This window comes from Shewanella sp. A32 (assembly GCF_029167175.1).
Lineage (GTDB): Bacteria > Pseudomonadota > Gammaproteobacteria > Enterobacterales > Shewanellaceae > Shewanella > Shewanella yunxiaonensis.
On the sequence record NZ_JARFTS010000007.1, the window covers coordinates 20842 to 39624 of the forward strand.

General features: G+C 48.1%; 14 protein-coding genes. 5 read left to right on the top strand and 9 right to left on the bottom strand.

Going from position 1 to position 18783, the window contains the following annotated elements:
- Positions 1 to 200: 200 nt before the first annotated feature.
- A complete protein-coding gene (locus tag PY479_RS07395) occupies positions 201 to 3416 on the bottom strand; it encodes a TonB-dependent receptor (protein WP_275483367.1) in 3216 nt (1071 codons plus the stop codon).
- A gap of 313 nt (positions 3417 to 3729) precedes the next feature.
- Here PY479_RS07395 and PY479_RS07400 point away from each other — a divergent pair, with 313 nt between their 5' ends.
- A complete protein-coding gene (locus PY479_RS07400; protein WP_275483368.1) occupies positions 3730 to 4872 on the top strand; it encodes an endonuclease/exonuclease/phosphatase family protein in 1143 nt (380 codons plus the stop codon).
- 69 nt (positions 4873 to 4941) lie between these two features.
- Here the strand turns inward: PY479_RS07400 and PY479_RS07405 are convergent, their stop codons facing one another.
- Together PY479_RS07405 and PY479_RS07410 are read right to left on the bottom strand one after the other, a co-directional pair.
- Positions 4942 to 5742, bottom strand: a complete 801-nt coding sequence (locus PY479_RS07405; protein WP_212594448.1) for a 5'-nucleotidase, lipoprotein e(P4) family — start codon at positions 5740 to 5742, stop codon at positions 4942 to 4944.
- Positions 5743 to 5774: 32 nt separating this feature from the next.
- On the bottom strand, positions 5775 to 7007 hold the full coding sequence (locus PY479_RS07410; RefSeq protein ID WP_275483369.1) for an ectonucleotide pyrophosphatase/phosphodiesterase: 1233 nt from the start codon (positions 7005 to 7007) through the stop codon (positions 5775 to 5777).
- A gap of 283 nt (positions 7008 to 7290) precedes the next feature.
- Between PY479_RS07410 and PY479_RS07415 the strand changes: the two genes are divergently transcribed.
- Positions 7291 to 7725: an HNH endonuclease gene (locus tag PY479_RS07415; protein WP_275483370.1), complete on the top strand. Its 435-nt coding sequence runs from the start codon at positions 7291 to 7293 to the stop codon at positions 7723 to 7725.
- Positions 7726 to 7880: 155 nt separating this feature from the next.
- Positions 7881 to 9440 carry an oligopeptide:H+ symporter gene (locus tag PY479_RS07420; protein ID WP_275483371.1) on the top strand — a complete coding sequence of 520 codons (1560 nt, stop codon included), beginning with the start codon at positions 7881 to 7883 and terminating at the stop codon, positions 9438 to 9440.
- A gap of 69 nt (positions 9441 to 9509) precedes the next feature.
- On the opposite strand, the gene PY479_RS07425 is transcribed toward PY479_RS07420, so the two are convergent.
- Both PY479_RS07425 and PY479_RS07430 read right to left on the bottom strand, forming a co-directional pair.
- On the bottom strand, positions 9510 to 10211 hold the full coding sequence (locus PY479_RS07425) for an amidotransferase (RefSeq protein ID WP_212594452.1): 702 nt from the start codon (positions 10209 to 10211) through the stop codon (positions 9510 to 9512).
- Positions 10212 to 10227: 16 nt separating this feature from the next.
- Positions 10228 to 11019 carry an SDR family oxidoreductase gene (locus tag PY479_RS07430; protein ID WP_275483372.1) on the bottom strand — a complete coding sequence of 264 codons (792 nt, stop codon included), beginning with the start codon at positions 11017 to 11019 and terminating at the stop codon, positions 10228 to 10230.
- A gap of 173 nt (positions 11020 to 11192) precedes the next feature.
- Between PY479_RS07430 and ampC the strand changes: the two genes are divergently transcribed.
- The gene (gene ampC, locus PY479_RS07435) at positions 11193 to 12371 is read left to right on the top strand and encodes a class C beta-lactamase (protein ID WP_275483373.1); all 1179 of its coding nucleotides are present in this window, start codon (positions 11193 to 11195) and stop codon (positions 12369 to 12371) included.
- A 97-nt stretch (positions 12372 to 12468) separates the two neighbouring features.
- Here the strand turns inward: ampC and oadA are convergent, their stop codons facing one another.
- Together oadA and PY479_RS07445 are read right to left on the bottom strand one after the other, a co-directional pair.
- Positions 12469 to 14274, bottom strand: coding sequence for a sodium-extruding oxaloacetate decarboxylase subunit alpha (gene oadA, locus PY479_RS07440; protein WP_275483374.1), 1806 nt, complete (start codon positions 14272 to 14274; stop codon positions 12469 to 12471).
- A 46-nt stretch (positions 14275 to 14320) separates the two neighbouring features.
- Positions 14321 to 15736 carry an acetyl-CoA carboxylase biotin carboxylase subunit gene (locus tag PY479_RS07445; RefSeq protein WP_212594456.1) on the bottom strand — a complete coding sequence of 472 codons (1416 nt, stop codon included), beginning with the start codon at positions 15734 to 15736 and terminating at the stop codon, positions 14321 to 14323.
- Between the two features lie 130 nt (positions 15737 to 15866).
- Here PY479_RS07445 and PY479_RS07450 point away from each other — a divergent pair, with 130 nt between their 5' ends.
- Positions 15867 to 16814, top strand: coding sequence for a LysR family transcriptional regulator (locus PY479_RS07450; protein WP_275483375.1), 948 nt, complete (start codon positions 15867 to 15869; stop codon positions 16812 to 16814).
- A 15-nt stretch (positions 16815 to 16829) separates the two neighbouring features.
- Here the strand turns inward: PY479_RS07450 and PY479_RS07455 are convergent, their stop codons facing one another.
- Both PY479_RS07455 and PY479_RS07460 read right to left on the bottom strand, forming a co-directional pair.
- Positions 16830 to 17318 carry a GNAT family protein gene (locus PY479_RS07455; protein WP_275483376.1) on the bottom strand — a complete coding sequence of 163 codons (489 nt, stop codon included), beginning with the start codon at positions 17316 to 17318 and terminating at the stop codon, positions 16830 to 16832.
- Between the two features lie 58 nt (positions 17319 to 17376).
- Positions 17377 to 18780: an efflux transporter outer membrane subunit gene (locus PY479_RS07460; protein WP_275483377.1), complete on the bottom strand. Its 1404-nt coding sequence runs from the start codon at positions 18778 to 18780 to the stop codon at positions 17377 to 17379.
- Between the last annotated feature and the right edge of the window lie 3 nt (positions 18781 to 18783).

Below are 18783 nucleotides of genomic sequence, written 5' to 3' on the forward strand. Positions count from 1 at the left end.
ACGGCTAGAAGTGAACGAGGTCCATTCCAATGAGGCTAAACGTCGTCTAGTGAAGTAGTGGCGATTCACAGTGACTCAGCGGCAAGACAGGGATTACCGACCAAAATCGAGCGAGTCACTTTATAATTTTCGAAAAACTTAACTCATAAAAAAAAGCCCGGCGAATAAATGCCGGGCTTTTTCAGATTCAAGCAACTGAATTAGAAGGTGTATTTAACACCGACTTTCAGGTACCAAACTGAGTCTTCTGTATGAAGCTGATAAGTACTTACAGGATCATCTTTCGAACCAATAATGGAACGAGAGTTTGGACTGTATACCAAGACGCCATTTGCATCCCAAGTCGCATTCGCAAATTCTTTATTGTAATTACTGGAGCCAGACAAATCATACTGATGTCCCCAATCTTTGTTCAACAAATTTGCCAAGTTTTGGATGGTAAAATACAAAACACCTTTGTGATCTTTCATAAATCCAGGAATTTCCTGTGAGAAAGACAAATCCAAAGTTGTTACCCACGGTTTAGTACTAGCGTTTTTAGGAACATAACTACCGGCATATTTTTCAAGACCAGCTGGTTTCACATATTGATCCATAAATGTTTGATAATCTAAACCACCGGCATATGTAACATTTGGATCATCTGCACCTGATGGGATGTATGGAGTATAGGCATTATAACCAGAGATGTAATACTCATCACCTAGGCTCTGATCATGATAGGTTCCCATTAACCAACCGTATGGTTGACCAGAACGACGTTCAAAGAACAGATCTACCCGGGTATCGTAACCCGCAACGAATTGATGGGTATAACCGAGGTTAACTTTAAAGCTATGCTTTATTTCATAGTTACCTGTTCCCATATAATCCACATTACGGTTAACAACCACATCATACTTATAATTAGATGCTGCCTGGGAACTAGTACCAGTGTTACCTTCATTAATATCTTGATGTGTATAGGACGCAGTTAAATTAACACCGCTATCCCATTTTTTGCTCAGGCTTGTCGTAATGATATTTGAATGTCCATCTTTATCAGCATTAGTCATCAAAATATCATAGTGATTAGGAAAGGTCTCATCCACTGGCTGATATATGATTCTGCCATCAGCAGTGTAGTTTCCACTAGGTTCACGATTCAAATCTCGCCAAGCTAAAGAGTCTTGTTTCTGAGTATGAATATACTGTGCAGACCAAGTCCAGGCATCACCAAAGTAAGGAATATCAAACTGATAATCATAACCAACACTGTAACGCCATTCTGATGGTAACTTGAAGTTAGGATCAATAGCATCAGTCTCACCATCTGGACTTTTTGCAGCGAGTTGATCTTTCATACTCTGCGGCACAGCAAGAGAGGTTGCATCAGTTATCGTTTGTGTCAGAGTATCGACATTAATACCATTATTACTAAAAGAGTTAGCTATCCATACATTAGGCTGTCCACCAGAGAACCGGCCAACACCAGCATGAACAGTCAGAGCATCTGTGGCATACCAAGTCAGCCCTGCACGTGGTAACCAAATATCTTTACCATCAAGATTTTCCTGGTTAGAGAAACCATAACGGTCATAAAATTTTTGGTTAAATTCAGGGGTATCATTAGCAAAAATACGCTCATAGCGCACACCATAATTTACATCAATAGTGTCAGTCAGCGCCCAGTTGTCTTGAATGTAAGTTGCATAAGTTCCCATAACGAGAGCAGCAGCACCATCATCAGGGTTATTAGTAATAGCGTTTTTATAGTAAAGACTACCGGTGCCAGCAGCAAACTCTTCAATACTATTAAAGGTCCATTTACCCAATGATGGGTTAACAAACAGGTTAAATACATCTAAGCGCTCATACTGAACACCAAAGCCTAATTTATGGTCAGCAAGCAGATATGATGCATCAAAATTCGCTCGCCAGGTTTTTGTTTTTAAATAGTTAGAGTGACGATATTCGTCAGGACCAAAAACAAGGTAATCACCATTTACAGGATTACCTTTAGCATTTAGCGATGGATCATTATCAATATTAATTTCACCGAAATCGCTGGCAACGGTACCCGATATCGACTCAACATCTTTATAAGACACAGCAAATTCAGTAGTAAAGTCTGAAGTCCAGTCTGAATAGAGATGAAATGCATACGACTTCATGTTTTGCTGATAATCATACCAATCACTGGTCAAATTTAGCGATGATGCACCTGTACTCATTGCATTAATAGAGTTACTTTCATCACTGCTGTAAGTAAAAGATGCGCGATGAATATCGTTAATATTCCAGTCTAACTTAACCAGAATCTTTTCGTCTTTTTCCTTGGGATTGCCCTGCCAATCACCAATATCATCGATACCATAACGGTCTTTAGCAATCTGCCTTACTTGTTCTAATTGAGCTTCTGTAAAACCCGTACTTTTAGCTGCTCCAGAACCGGCTGGACCGTACTCTGAAACTATCGGCTGATCAAATTTTTCATAGTTAGCAAAAAAGAACAGTTTGTCCTTGATCAAAGGGCCACCGACATGGACTCCCCATGTATCACTTTTTACACCTTGGACATCCTTGCTAACCGTACTATACGAACCATCATCATTTTTTTCATAGGCATCGTAGTCACCGGCCCAGCTATCAGATGTCTTTTCATAGAACAAACCGCCATGAAATTCATTGGTACCGGATTTAGTTACTGCATTAACACGAGCACCGCTAAAACCACCGTATTTAGCATCAAATGGATTAGCATCAATTGAAATTTGGTCGATTGCATCAAGAGATACAGGTGAGCGTTGGGTCGGATAGCCATTACCGTTAAGACCAAAGTCATCATTTAGACCTACGCCGTCAACGTTGATACCGTTAAAGCGAGGGTTAGCCCCTGCAACGGTAAATTCGTTATTTGCACCACCTAATGAAGTTGCCAAAGGATTCTGGCGCAAAATATCCTTCATATCACGGTTAAAGGAAGGAGAATTCTGGATAGCATCACTGCCAAAAGTGCTGCTACTGCCTGCATTAGATGAATACGCAACCTGGTTGCCAGTCACGGTAATGCGTTCTACATTCTGCGAAGCAGTCAGCTGTTCATTAAAACGGTAGGTCTGACCCAATTGCAGATAGATGTCTTCCTTAACAGCATCCTGGTAAACATCAGAATCCACAATCACTTCATAAGGGCCACCAACACGCAAACCTGAGGCACTGAATGTACCGGTTTCGTTAGTGGTGACTTCAGTCACTGTGCCAGAAGGTTGGTGAATAAGTGTGATTTTAGTGTTTGGCGCTGGTTTGCCATCTGGACCAGTGATAACACCACGCATAGAAGACGTAGTATCAGCAGCAAAGGCCATTGTAGACGCACCGAGAGCCAATGCCATGGCGAGGGCCAGACGGCTTTTGGTAAATCCCTGAATCATCATTTGATCCCCTGAGTTTTATTATTTGATGTTTGTTACATAAACCTTTAATTTCGTAATCAAACCGCTGACCAGTTTCAATGTCCTTAAATGTCCGTAAAACTTGGTCAGCGGATGCGTTTTATACCACAGACGCATTACACTTTTGTTTAACACACCCACAACAAACAAACAATTGTTTATTTTTTAGCCGGCAAATTAACGTTACGCCTATTTCTGCAACAAAATGCCTTTCGAGGAGCGCATGAATTGTCACCCCATTAATGTGTTCAAAAATATCTGTCTGTTTTATATGTTTTTTCAAGGAGGAATGGCGATGGCAGGCGATTTGAACACCCTTAAAGTTGCCACATTTAATGTCAGTATGGAGGGGGGCAATTATCTTGCTAAAGGGCAGAAAATACCGACGCCAGGCGCATTAAATACTTTGTTACAAATTAATGACAATGCGCAGATCTGCAACATCGCTGAGATCCTGCAGCGAGTGCGTCCAGATATCGTTTTACTCAATGAATTTGACTATATCCCCGACCCGAAGCAAGGCGTAGAAGCCTTTATCAAACGTTATCTGCATCAGCCACATCAAGGTGCGGCCGCCATTGACTACCCCTATTATTACCTGGCGCCGGTAAACACCGGTGAACCATCACCATTCGATCTGGATCATGATGGAGTAGCGTCCGGCAAAGGTGCCGATGCCTGGGGTTTCGGCTGGTATCCAGGCCAATATGGCATGGTATTACTGTCACGCTATCCAATAGATAGTGCCAACGTCAGGACCTTCCAGATGTTGAAATGGTCGGCCATGCCAGGCGCACAACGTCCAGTCGATCCGACAACGGGTCAATACTGGTATAACGAAGAACAATGGCGAGCATTACGTTTATCCTCCAAATCGCATTGGGACATACCGGTGAATGTAAATGGCCAGTGGCTGCACATCTTAGCCGCCCATCCAACGCCACCAGTTTTTGATGGTCCTGAAGATCGTAATGGCCATAGAAATCATGATGAAATCCGCTTATGGGCAGATTATCTGACCGGTGGCGAGACGGCGGATTATATCGTTGACGATCATGGTCATCAGCGCTCATTGCCTGATGATGTGCGGTTTGTGCTGTTAGGCGATATGAACTCGGCGCCATATAAAACGGCCGAACAAAGTGGTGCAGTGCGTCAGCTATTGGACCACCCGAGAGTTAATGGCAGCTTTGAGCCACAAAGTGACGGGGGGGCAGAATATGTCCCAGGAGTAACCGCCGCCAAATACTACACCGCATCTTGGAAGGAACGAGCCGACTACGTCTTACCCTCAAAACAGGGCTTTAAGGTGATTGATGGTGGTGTATTCTGGCCGACTAAAGTCGATCCGTTATTCCGTCTAGTAGCAAACCGCAGTGCATCATCAGATCACCGACTGGTTTGGCTCACATTGAAAATAACCCCCACCGCAAAGTGATTAGCACACTTTAAACAAAACCCCGGCGCTTTGCCGGGGTTTTGTTTGTACCTTACTTCAATGGTGAGCTTACTGCCCATTCCACGGTTTCAAACTGTCGTTACGCAATTGAGCTTTCTGCTGTTCGCTCAATTGATAATAGCCTTTACCCAAACCGGGCTCCCAATCACCATAGGAAGGATTTGGCAGCAAAATAAAGTGTCGGCCAAACTGTTGCTGATGGGCATCTACGGCGGCATTACGGTCAGCATTCAATTTGTGATAAGTATTTAATTCCGGGAAATCATTCAGATTATCCCCCAGAAACAGCACAACCTTATAACCATCCGCCTCAATCGATTGCATCCGTGGCGCTTTATCAGAAGTGTCCTTTTTCAGCCGCAGGGTGAAATCACTGACATTCGGAAAACCATCCTTGATCAGATTAGCTTTAGTGGCTGCAAAAGTGCGATCTGAGCGATTTGATACGTAAAACATGGTGCCACCATTGTCAGTCACATATTTGGCAAAAGCCACAGCGCCATGCAAAGCCGGGGTCTGTACAGCATTGACCCAGTTATCCCAACTGCTTGAAGCAAACGGTTGCTGGTGTTGGATCTGCCAAGCCGCATACGGAGAGTTGTCCAGCATGGTTTCATCCAGATCGACCATCACCGCCAATTTCCCTTTCTGGGTCGCTTTAGCCGCATCAAATGCCATCTGCGCTGTATTGTATGCCTGGTAACATAATGCTCGGTATTCCCCAGCATTCTGCATCCACAGGACAGACTGGGTATTCTGGGTAACTAACTCACTAGTTTCAGGTGTTGTCTTAGCAAAGGAGGTGGCCGCAACGAATACCAGCGGCAGTACGGAGATCAATGCTTTCATCAGTTCCTCATATCTCTATCTTTCAAAAATAGTTACTGGTTCAATGCCGGCAGTAACGGGGTAATAGTGCCATCGACAGGATGGGTAATCGGTAAACCTAAAATATGCGCCACCAGTGGATAGACACTGACATTATCAAAGGCAGGTAACATAACCCCCTGCTTAAATGCTGGCCCTTCAGCAACAAATAATGCGCCCATATCTTTGATGTAGCTGTAGCCATGATTACCACCGCCATGACGTTCAGCCAGTGGTTTGGCAGTGAAATAGCTAGGGGCATCAACTTCGAGAATAATGTCCGCCACGCGGGGACTATCGGTGTAATGGCGAGCTTGCAAATAGTCTTCGGTCAACACCCGATAATGACCATTAGCCACCTGCTTCAGCTGTTGCCTTAACGCACTGATATCCGGCTGAGTTACTGCTGGTTTAGCGTAAAGCAGTAACCGAGTCGAAGCATTGACAACCTGAAACTTTTGTTCGTCAATGGACAATTGCCGATAATCAAAGGCTTTTTGGTTATCAATAGCGGTCATGCCATGATCTGCCAGCACGATAAGATTTACCGGATAATCAAGCTGCTTAATACCAGCGCGCAAGCGGCCGATCAGTGTGTCAACTTTGGCAACGGCTTGTGCAACTTGTCCTGAGTCAGGACCAAAATCATGGCCCATCGTATCCACTAATGAGAAATATCCCGCGATAAAGTGAGGACGAGCGGCTGGCGGTAATTTGAGCCAGTCAATAATCTGGTCGATTCGCGCCTGATAGTCCGACTTTTGCGAATAGTGATAGTAATAAGAGGGTGTCATACCATTGATTCTGGCATCAGACTCTGGCCAAAAATAGGTGGCAGCTTTAACCCCATTTATCTCGGCTAAGTTCCACAAAGGGATCCCTGACAACCAGGTGGAATCCTCTTTTCCCATCCCCATCTTGTAGCACTGCTGACGCTCTTTATCACAAAAACGGTTATCAACAATGCCGTGATGCACCGGGTACAAGCCGGTGATCAAGGTCAGATGATTAGGAAAAGTCTTAGTTGGATATGCCGGACGCAACTGTTCGGCTCGGACACCATTGGCAGCAATCGCCGCCAGATTTGTCGCATGATATTTTTCAATGTAATCCCAGCGGAATCCATCGAGCGACATCATAACCACCGTGGGTTCTGCCATATTCGGAGTGGCCGCAGCAGCGGAAAAAGCCACGGATAGCAATGCTACCGATAAAAATCCCCACAGGGATATCACATGTTTTTTCATATTGATTAACTGATTATCAGAACGATAGGTCAATTTGAGCGAACAGTATAACGGCAAACGATGACAGAAATGAGCCTTTTAATTGTCATAAAACGTGTCATCGGAAGATGAGGCAATTTGTCATCATGCAGCCACAAGATCATTGTTGATTTCTGAAAGCAACCCAGAATCGGACACGCTGTAACAACGATAAATGCTTAGGCTGCTATGCTGATAGCGATTTCGCGCTAAGACGCAGCATGTTATGTTGATGTTCAGAGACGTTTATCAACAGGGAGTGTAAATGCAGCTTACCCTTCAGGTCACCTATCGTATCGGTGATAGTCACCGCAGCCGCCATTATCAAAGCGAAGAAAGCGCTAAACGTAGCATCTATAAATGGCTGCTGAAAAATCAGCAGCACGCAGATATCAGTGCCAGTTATTTCTCTGCGGCATCAGGCTATCAAGCGTTTCAGGATATAGAACAACTCAGCGACTACGCCCCCAAACCTTCAACCAACTTTTATCTGTCGCGAGCGTGGCAAGATTTACGTTACCAAGTATTGAATAGCCGCGAACACCGCTGTGCTTTGTGCCATCGCAGCGCTGCCGAACACGGCATTGCTGTGGAAGTGGATCATATTCTGCCACGCTCCCGTTATCCGGATCTGGCACTGGATATCAATAACCTGCAGATCCTTTGTTATGAATGTAATCGCGGTAAGCGAGATAAATAGCGCATTACCTTATGCTCAACCGTTTTCATTTAATTTTCAGAAACTCTGGTTATAAAAGCCGTTTGCATTGATGCCTCGGCCCATCGAGCAGATGAGCGATTCCGGGTGGACTGGGTATCACCTGTCTCTCACTAACTATAACGACAAGGATAACCATGGCATCGACTTCCACTGGAAGCTGGCCGCGCCAGATCCCGTTTATCATTGCCAGTGAAGCCTGTGAGCGCTTCAGTTTTTACGGCATGCGCAATATTCTCACCCCTTTTCTGATGACGGCCTTGCTGCTGTCAGTACCAGAAGAACTGCGCCAGGGGGAAGCCAAAAACGTATTTCACTCATTTGTTATTGGCGTGTATTTCTTCCCGTTGTTAGGCGGTTGGATCGCCGACCGTTTCTTTGGAAAATACCATACGATCCTGTGGCTGAGTATTGTTTATGTCATCGGTCACGCCTGCCTCGCCATTTTTGAAACCAGCAAAACCGGCTTTTATTCCGGGTTGTTTTTAATTGCCCTGGGCTCCGGCGGTATTAAACCCTTGGTGTCGTCATTCATGGGCGATCAATTTGATCAAAATAACAAGTCATTGGCACAAAAGGCCTTCGACATGTTTTATTTCACCATTAACTTTGGTTCGTTTTTCGCCTCGTTATCGATGCCATTGATCCTGAAATTCTGGGGACCATCAGTGGCGTTCGGCATCCCCGGGGTACTGATGTTTATTGCCACCGTGTTCTTCTGGTATGCGCGTAAGCGTTATGTCCATATTGAACCGGACGCCCATGATCCCCACGGCTTTTTGCCAGTGATCAAAAGCGCCATCCTGACGCCACAGCCGGGACAGACCAATAAAGGTCTGTGGTTGAGCATCATCGGCATACTGCTGGCATTATTCGCGTTAAGCCAATTTACCGTGCTCGGATTGGTTACCAGCTTGTGTCTGGCGCTGGTGCTGCTGATGGGATTTGTTGGCGTAGGGGCCTCAATGCAACTGCAACGGGCACGGCAACATCATCCCGCAGAATCGGTTGATGGTGTAAAAGCCGTATTTCGGATTCTGATCCTGTTTGCGCTAGTAACGCCCTTTTGGTCACTGTTTGATCAGAAGGCCTCGACCTGGATCTTACAGGCCAACAATATGGCGAAACCGGAGTGGTTCGAACCGGCGATGATGCAAGCGCTAAACCCGCTATTGGTAATGCTGTTTATCCCGTTTAACAATTTCGTACTGTATCCACTCCTGCACCGCGCCGGATTGCAATTAAACGCCCTGCGTAAAATGGGCGCCGGTATTGCGTTTTCTGGTGTATCTTGGATTGTCATCGGCACCATTCAATTAGCGATGGATGGTGGCAACGTGATGTCGATTACCTGGCAGGTACTGCCCTACGCGTTGCTCACCTTTGGAGAAGTTCTGGTATCAGCCACCGGACTGGAATTCGCTTACAGTCAGGCACCGAAATCGATGAAAGGCAGCATCATGAGTTTCTGGACACTGTCGGTAACCGTCGGCAACCTGTGGGTATTGCTTGCCAACGCCAGCGTCAAAAGCGATGCCGTCACTGCCAAGATTGCAGAAACCGGTATCAGTGTTACCGCCTTTCAGATGTTTTTCTTCGCCGGATTTGCGCTGCTGGCAGCACTGATTTTTGCCCTGTATGCCCGTTCTTATACCATGCAGGATCATTATCGTAGCGCCGAACTGCAGCAAGCCTGAACAGCAAAAACTAACCGACAACATCGACAAAATAGGTCAGCATCGTGCTGACCTTTTTGCTGTTAGCACTCAAGCAAGAATAAAATCTGCCATCACCGCAGCAATTGCCAGCCCATCATGTGGCTGCTGATAGCTGATCAGTGCCTGTGCAGTTTTTTGCTCACCAATATCGACCCGCCGTTTTTCCAACAGTGCTTTACCATACTCGGGTACAAATTCCGGATGCCCCTGAAAGGTGAGGACCAAATCGCCAATATTAAATGCCGCGATTGGGCAAAAATCGTTACTCGCCAGTAAGGTTGCGCCTTCAGGCAATTGCGTGACCTGATCGCGATGGCTGCAGATGAGTTTGAAATCATTGGTGTTTGCATGCAGCCATTGCGGCCGATGGCACCACTGATAGTCCATTACCCCGACACCCCAGCCATTTTCTGCTCGTTGAGCCTTGCCACCCAAGGCATGCGCCAGCAGTTGATGACCGAAACAGATCCCCAACAGCTTTTGTCCTGCGGCATAACGGCTTCGCAAATAGTCCGACAAGGTATTAATCCACGGCAATTCGCTATAGGCATCGGCTTTCGACCCCGTAACCAGCATGGCATCAAACACCTCTGGTTCTTGGGGGTAAATGCCCTCAATCACACTGAAAATTTCACTTTCGACGGCAATGCCAGCGCTGGCGAACATCTGCTGAAACATCGACCCATAACCATGATATTGTTGCAAAAATTCTGGATGTAGCACGTCTGTTTGCAATATTGCAAGTTTCACAATAAACCCCTAAAAATTACCACACTGTTTTTATCTTGCCGCCATCCACGGCCAAAGTGACCCCCGTGATATAACTGGCCGCTGGCGACAATAAAAATGCCGCAGCATTTGCAAATTCTTGCGGCTCTCCATAGCGACGCATCGGCAGTTCTGCTTCCTGTTGCTGCCTCACTTCGTCGGCTGAGATATTCAGGACTTGTGCGCGCTTTATATTGAGCCCGGTAAGGCGATCGGTATTGATAAGGCCCGGCATCATGTTGTTGAAGCGAATATTGTCCGCCGCGTACTGCTGTGACAGGCTTTTCAGCAGTGAGGTTACGCCGGAGCGCATCACGTTGGATAGCAACAGAATATCAATCGGTTCTTTCACCGAGGATGAAGTCACCGCCACCACCGAACCGCCCCCCAAAGATTTCATGGAGGGCAACACACCACGAATTAGCCGCACCGCACTCATTAGTGTCAGCTCGAAAGCTGCCCGCCAATCATCGTCACTAAACTGTTCAAATTGTCCAGGAGGTGGCCCGCCCGCATTCACTACCAATCCCGATACCGGCCCGAAATCTTCCAGCGTGGCGTGCACCCAGGCATCAATGCTTGCAACATCCTTGGCATCAAAACTGTAGCCTTTAACCCGCGCCCCCGTTTGCGCGGCAATCTGCTCTGCGGCAGCGGCGATCGCTACGGGATCACGACTGGCTATAGAGACGTTAGCCCCCTCCCGCGCACACTGCAGTGCAATGGCGTAGCCTATTCCCTTACTGGCCGCAGCGACCATCATGGTCTTGCCCTGTAATGCTAAATCCATCTATGAATCTCCTGTGTTTCAGGTTATTCGCAGACACTATCACGAACGCTGATGGTTGCGAAGCTGCGCTAACGCTCTACCGTTTAAATGCAACTTTGCGCTGACAACAGGAGTTTGTACTATGAGATTTCGACACTCACGGCCGCTTACCGCTTCTGACAAGGGAACTATCGATGAAACGCGCCACTTTGCTGTCAGCACTGATGCTCTCTCTGCTTTTCACCAGCGTCAGTATTTCTGCGGCTGCCACAACCCAGCCAATTGACGCGATTAAACCGGTGGTCGACGCACAAGCTGCATGGTTGATGAACCAATACCAAATCCCCGGAATGGCTTTTGGCTTGACGGTTAACGGGATGGTGCATTATTTCAGCTATGGTTTAGCCGACCAACAAAGTAACACACCGGTGACTGAAAATACCTTGTTTGAATTGGGTTCGGTGAGCAAGACCTTTGCCGCTACACTCGCCTGTTATGCCGAGCAACAGGGGCGGCTATGGTTCAACGATAAAGTGTCCCGTTATTTGCCAGAACTCAGTGGCAGTGTAATTGGCAATACTAAGCTCATCGACCTGGCGACGTATACTGCCGGTGGGCTACCACTGCAATTCCCCGACACCGTGACCAATCAGCAACAGATGCTGGCTTACTTCCATGACTGGCAACCCATATTCCCGGCAGCAACCCAAAGACAATATTCCAACCCTAGTATCGGACTTTTTGGTTATATCAGCGCCTTGAGTTTACACGCGGATTACCGACAGTTGGTTGCGCAGCATATTTTTAAAAACGTTGGCATGACAAACAGTTACATCGACGTTCCTAAAGATAAAATGGCGCAGTACGCCTATGGTTACAACGCCGAAGGTAAGGCAGTAAGAGTCAACCCAGGAGTGCTTGATGCTGAAGCGTATGGCATCAAATCTACCAGTGCGGATATGGTGCGTTATATTCAGGCCAACATGGGAGAACTCTCTCTGGCTCACGAAATCCAGACGGCACTCAATAACACTAAGACAGGTTACTACCGGGCCAGCTCGCTCATCCAGGGGCTAGCATGGGAGCTTTATCCCTATCCAGTGACATTGCAGACATTGCTGCAAGGAAATGCCGCAGAAACCATACTACAACCGCACCCAATAACCCCATTGTCGCCCTCTTTACAATCTCAGCAAGTGTGGGTGAATAAAACCGGTTCAACCGGCGGCTTTGGTGCTTATGTTGCGTTTATTCCCAGCCAACACGCCGGCATAGTGATCCTAGCCAACAAATACTACCCCAACACCGCGCGGGTTAATGCGGCATACCAAATCCTCACAGCCGCTATGCGACCGCTACCACAAGGCCAATAACAGAAAGGCACCATCTCGCTAAATAACGGGATAGTGCCTTCATAAAGCTGTTGTGACTCACAGACACTGACCCTATTGCTTGTCAGTGCCGTGCAAACTAGCCGACGATTTCGACCAGTACTTCACCAGGATTGATGCGATCGCCCTTCTTCACATAGATAGCTTTCACTTCACCGGCAACTGGCGCAGTCACTTCAGATTCCATCTTCATTGCTTCAGTGACCAGCAATGCCTGCCCGACAGTAACATGATCACCGACCTTCACCAGCACGTCCACAATGTTGCCTGGCATAGTGGTGGTGACATCACCCGGACCACTCGCCTGCTTACGCTTACCATTGTCAGCCACCAGCTCGTTTAATGGTTCAAAGACGACTTCTTCAGGGAATCCATCAATCGACATATAGAAATGACGCTTGCTGGCACTCTTAATGCCTACACCGGTGATATCGATATGGTAGGTTTCGCCATGCACATCGATAACAAATTCGGTCGGAATTCCTTCAGTCTGTGGTACAGCACCGGCAGCGGTGTTGGTAATCGGCAGTAATGGTTCGGGCTCCAATGTGCCTTCAGCACGTTCCAGCAGGAACTTACGGCCAATTTCCGGGAACATGGCAAAGGTCAGCACATCTTCCTCAGAGGTGGCCAACGAACCCACGTCCGCCCGCAGTCCTTCTAACTCGGGTTTCAACAGATCTGCAGGGCGAACATCGATGATCTCTTCCTTGCCAATGGCTCGCTGTTGCAGCTCTTTATTGATGGCACTCGGTGCTTTACCGTAACGCCCCTGCAGATACAGTTTCACTTCATTGGTGATGGTCTTGTAACGCTCACCAGCCAACACGTTAAATACCGCCTGGGTACCTACAATCTGTGAGGTTGGTGTCACCAGTGGAGGAAAGCCTAAGTCTTCACGGACTTTGGGGATCTCAGCAAACACTTCATTGATCCGATCCAATGCCCCCTGCTCTTTCAACTGGTTTGCCAAGTTAGACATCATGCCACCTGGGACCTGATTGACCTGCACGCGGGTATCAACGCCAGTGTATACGCTTTCAAACTGATGGTATTTCTTACGCACTTCATAGAAGTAGCTGCTGATTTCCTGCAACGCTACCAGATCCAAGCCTGTGTCGTATTCAGTGCCGCGCAATGCTGCCACCATCGATTCTGTGCCGGGATGACTGGTGCCCCACGCCATACTGCCGATAGCGGTATCAATATTATCAGCGCCGTTTTCAATCGCTTTCAGCTGACACATTGCTGCCACACCAGCAGTATCATGAGAGTGCACGAATACCGGCAGATCGAAATTGTCTTTCAGGGCTTTGACCAATTCGCCGGTCGCATATGGGGTCAACAAGCCCGCCATATCCTTCACCGCGATGGAATCGATACCCAATGCCACCATCTCACGCGCCTGTTGCACAAACTTCTCAGTGGTGTGCACTGGACTGGTGGTGTAACAGATAGTGCCCTGTGCATGTTTACCAGACAGCTTCACCGCTTCAATGGCGGTCTTCAGGTTACGCACGTCGTTCATGGCATCAAATACGCGGAAAACATCAATGCCGTTTTCAGCGGAGTGTTTGACGAACGCCGCCACTACGTCGTCACTGTAATGACGATAGCCCAGCAGGTTCTGACCTCGCAGTAACATCTGCAAACGGGTGTTAGGTAATGCTTTACGCAACTGACGAAGACGCTCCCACGGGTCTTCCTTCAAAAACCGCAAACATGCGTCAAAGGTTGCGCCACCCCAGACTTCCAGCGACCAGAAGCCCACCTTATCCAGTTTCGGGCAGATCGGCAGCATATCTTCGGTTCGCATCCGAGTCGCCAGCAGAGACTGGTGGGCATCACGCAGCGCGGTTTCGGTAACAGTGATTTTCTTGCTCATGTGTTCTTCTTCCTGAGCCGACAGCCTAACTGTCGGCAATCATCAGTTATAAGCCGGCATTCGCTGCAATCGCTGCCGCAATTGCTAACGCCAGTTGTTCCGGACGACGTTTTTCTGAGTAATCCATCAGTTCCGGATGCTCCTCCACAAAACTGGTATTAAATTGACCAGTGCGGAATTCCGGATTACGTAGGATCTGCGAATAGTAAGGCGCGGTGGTTTTCACCCCTTGCACCCGCATGTCATCCAGCGCCCGCAAGCTGCGGTCCAGTGCGTCTTCCCAGTTAAGCGCCCACACCACCAATTTCAGACACATAGAGTCGTAATACGGTGGAATGACATAACCGGTATAAATCGCAGTATCAGTGCGCACACCAGGGCCGCCCGGTGCGTAGTAACGGGTAATACGACCGAAGGATGGGAAAAAATTATTTTTGGGATCTTCCGCGTTAATACGGAACTGCAGCGCAAAGCCGCGATGGCGGATATCTTCCTGCTTCACTGACAGTGGCAAGCCAGACGCAATGCGGATCTGCTCGCGCACAATATCAATACCAGTGATCTGCTCAGTAATGGTGTGCTCCACCTGTACCCGAGTGTTCATCTCCATAAAGTAGATTTCATCACCGGACAGCAGAAATTCTACGGTACCTGCGTTCTCGTAGTTCACTGCCTGCGCCGCACGTACCGCCATTTTTCCGATATAAGCGCGTTGTTCCGGTGTCAGCTGAGTACTGGGCGCAATTTCGATCAACTTCTGGTTCCGGCGCTGAATTGAACAGTCACGCTCAAACAGGTGCACGGTATTGCCTAAGCTATCTGCCAGGATCTGCGCTTCAATATGCTTAGGGTTGATAATGCACTTTTCCAGAAATACTTCAGCGGAACCAAAGGCTTTAGTCGCTTCAGAAATCACGCGCGGAAACTGCTGCGTGAGTTCTTCACTACTGTTACAGCGGCGGATCCCACGTCCACCGCCACCAGAAGTGGCTTTTAACATCACCGGATACCCGATGCGTTCTGCTTCTTGCAAAGCTTCTGCGAGATCTTTCAGGTTACCTTCAGTACCAGGTGTGCAGGGGACACCCGCCGCCATCATGGTACGACGTGCCTCAGTTTTATCGCCCATACGCCGGATAATTTCTGCATCTGGACCGATAAACTTAACACCATGTTCAGCACACAACTCTGCCAGTTGCGGATTTTCAGACAGAAAACCATAACCGGGATGCAATGCGTCACAGCCCGCTTCCACTGCCAAACTCACCAGACGTTGCGGACTCAGATAACCTGCTAAAGGATCGTCGCCCAAACTATACGCTTCATCAGCACGCTTCACATGCAACGCATGACGATCAGCATCGGAATACACGGCCACCGAACGGATACCCATTTCTGCACAAGCCCGGATGATGCGCACGGCAATTTCACCCCGGTTGGCAATTAGGATTTTTTTAATCACAAATAGTGACCTCATTCATTATTAACTTGGATGATCCATGGACGATAAACCGTACTTCCATTTCTGAAATAATTAAAATTAATATTTATTTGGTTTACTATAAGGAATAAGTTATCTATTGAGAAAAATCGTGAGAAATTCCTACATGAGGATCACTTTGCGGCAGCTGCAAGTGTTCCGTACCGTCTGTGAACAACTTTCTTACAGCCGCACCGCAGACCTGCTGGGGCTCACGCAACCCGCGGTAAGTCAGCAAATACGCTTGCTGGAAGAACTCGTTGAAGAACCCTTGTTTGAGTATATTGGCAAAAAGTTATATCTCACTGATGCCGCAGAACATTTGTTTCGTACAACGAACGATATTTTTCAGCGATTGGACGAGCTGGATATGCAATTGTCGGAGTTACGCGGCACCTTGAAAGGCAATCTGCGGATTGCTGCCGAATCCAGCGCTAAATATTTATTGCCCCATATTCTCGCGAGCTTTCAGCAACGTCACCCGGATATCCACTCAACCTTGAATGTGTTCAACCGTTCACAGCTGTTGAAGCGGATGAATGAAAACCGCGATGATTTAGTGATCATGACTAACGTACCGGAAGAGTTATCGCTGGAATTTATGCCGTTCCTGAAAAACCCGATTATTGCGGTAGCCAATCCGCGTCACCCACTGGCGGAGCAACCGGGCCCCCTCTCGCTTGATGCGCTCCCCGCTTATACGCTGCTCAGCCGCGAAAATGGCTCCGGTACGCGCAAAGCATGTGAAGAGTTTTTCCAACAAAAACGCATTCATTTCAACCACATCATGGAATTTAATTCGCATGAAGCACAACGTGAAGGGGTTATTGCCGGTCTTGGCATTGCCTTTGTGCCAAGACACTGTGTGTACCGGGAATTGCAGGATGGCTCCATCATCGAACTGCCCATTAAAGCCATGCCATTGTTACGCAGCTGGTGTTTAGTGCATCCACGCGGCAAGAAACTGTCACCGGTAGCGCAGGCATTAGAGGATTTCATTCGTGAAGAACGACAAGTGATCCGCGCCATTGCCGAGAAATTTGGGGTTAACCGGCCATAACGGCAAATCCATCGGCTAACTGGCGGTTTTCTGAAAAGCCATCCGCGGCGTGCCATCGCGCACATAGATGATGCCGCAATACTGGTAGCCGTTTTTGTCAATCACCCGCCGCATCGGCGCGTTATTCTCATGGGTATCGATACGCATGTTGCCGGTCTGCGCAAAACACCACTCCAGGCAATAGGTGGCGATACCCTTTTTGTTACTACGCACCGCAATCCGATGCAGCACGCCATAGGGCAGATCGTTGAGCCATTCACCGCCATCAAGGTGCTGATAAGTAGGCTCCTGTTCCACCGCAAAATAAAAGGTGGCGACAGTTTCCCCATCATCCAGACACAGGTAACAGTGACCTTTTGTGATACCTGCAGCAATCAACTCTCGCTGCGGATAACCATCAGCCCACTGTCCACCGTTCCCTGTTACGACCATAAACGCTTTAGCGTGTTCATAAATCGCCATAATGGTATCGAGATCGGCCATGGTCGCTTTGGTTATCTGCACTGAAGCTCCTTACATTTTTACCACACTACAATTATCAGCAACGGCGGTATTTGTCCGCTTATTCTGTTGCTGGCAACTGTTGCACATCCCAACCGCCACCGAGGGCGGCGATCAGTTTTACGCTGGTGAGCAATTGAGTGCCAACCAGCGACAACAGATTCTGCTGTGAATTGAGACTGGTGGCCTCGGTGGTTGCCGCATTCAGATAGCTGATCATCCCGGCCTGATACTGATTCATGGTGACTTTAGCCGATTCCATGGCGGCATCCGTTGCCAGCTTTTGTGCGACCATCTGCTTCTGCAGCGCGGCGGTTTCCGCCAGATAATCTTCAACTTCGGCAAAAGCTGACAACACGGTCTGACGATAGCTCGCCACCGAGGCGTCATAAGCCGCGCGGGCGTTATCGACTTCAGCGCTGTTGCGACCAAAATCCAGTACGGAGCCGCTTAATTCTGGGCCAATAGACCAGACACGCGATGGCAAGCTGAAAAGATCCGACCACGTACTGCTTTGGTAACCACCTGTCGCCGATAACGTCAGATCTGGATAATACCCCGCGATCGCAACACCAATTGCCGCATTCGCTGAGGCGACACTGCGTTCCGCGGCAGCAATATCAGGACGTCGTTGTAATAACGCCGACGGGATGCTGCCAGGCACCTGTGGCAGATGATAGCTCAGTGGTGCCGGGTCAATTTTAAAGGTTGATGGCACTTTACCCACCAATACCGCAATGGCATGTTCATACTGCGCACGTTGCCAGGTGAGGTCGTATTCCGAAGCTTCGACACTGTGCAGCTGATTACGAGCCTGCGCCACATCCGCTTTGGATGACATCCCCGCTTTATACTGATTTTCGACAACGGTCAGATACTTACTGTAGATTTTGATGTTGGTATCGTACATCTCGATACGTGCATCCAAGATCCGTAACTGGAAGTAGTTCTGCGCTAACTCTGACTGCGCACTTAACAAGGCATTGGCTAAATCGGCGGCACTGGCTTGCGCCGATGCGGTTTGCTCTTCGCGAGTACGACGCAGTTTACCCCAGAGATCCAACTCCCAACTGGCACTGCCGCTCACCTTCATGCTATTGGCAACCGCCGCCGAACTGCCGGAACGGGTAACCGAAGTGCCCAGATCAAGCTGTGGATACAGATCCGCCCCCGCGGCCTTCGCCATCGCCTTAGCTTGCGCATATTGCGCTGCATATTGCGCAACATTCTGGTTATTGATAGCGACCTGTTGTAGCAAGGATGACAATTGCGGGTCCTGATACACCGCCCACCATTCACCCTTTTGCTGTTGATCCTGTGGCTGCGATTGGCTCCAGCCCTGGGCTTCTTTGTATTGCAGGCTAGTTGGCGCCTCTGGACGTTGATAATCAGGGCCGACAGCGCATCCTGACAGCAATAACAGTGCGGCGCTAACGCCAGTTAATGTGAATTTTTTTACTATCATCAA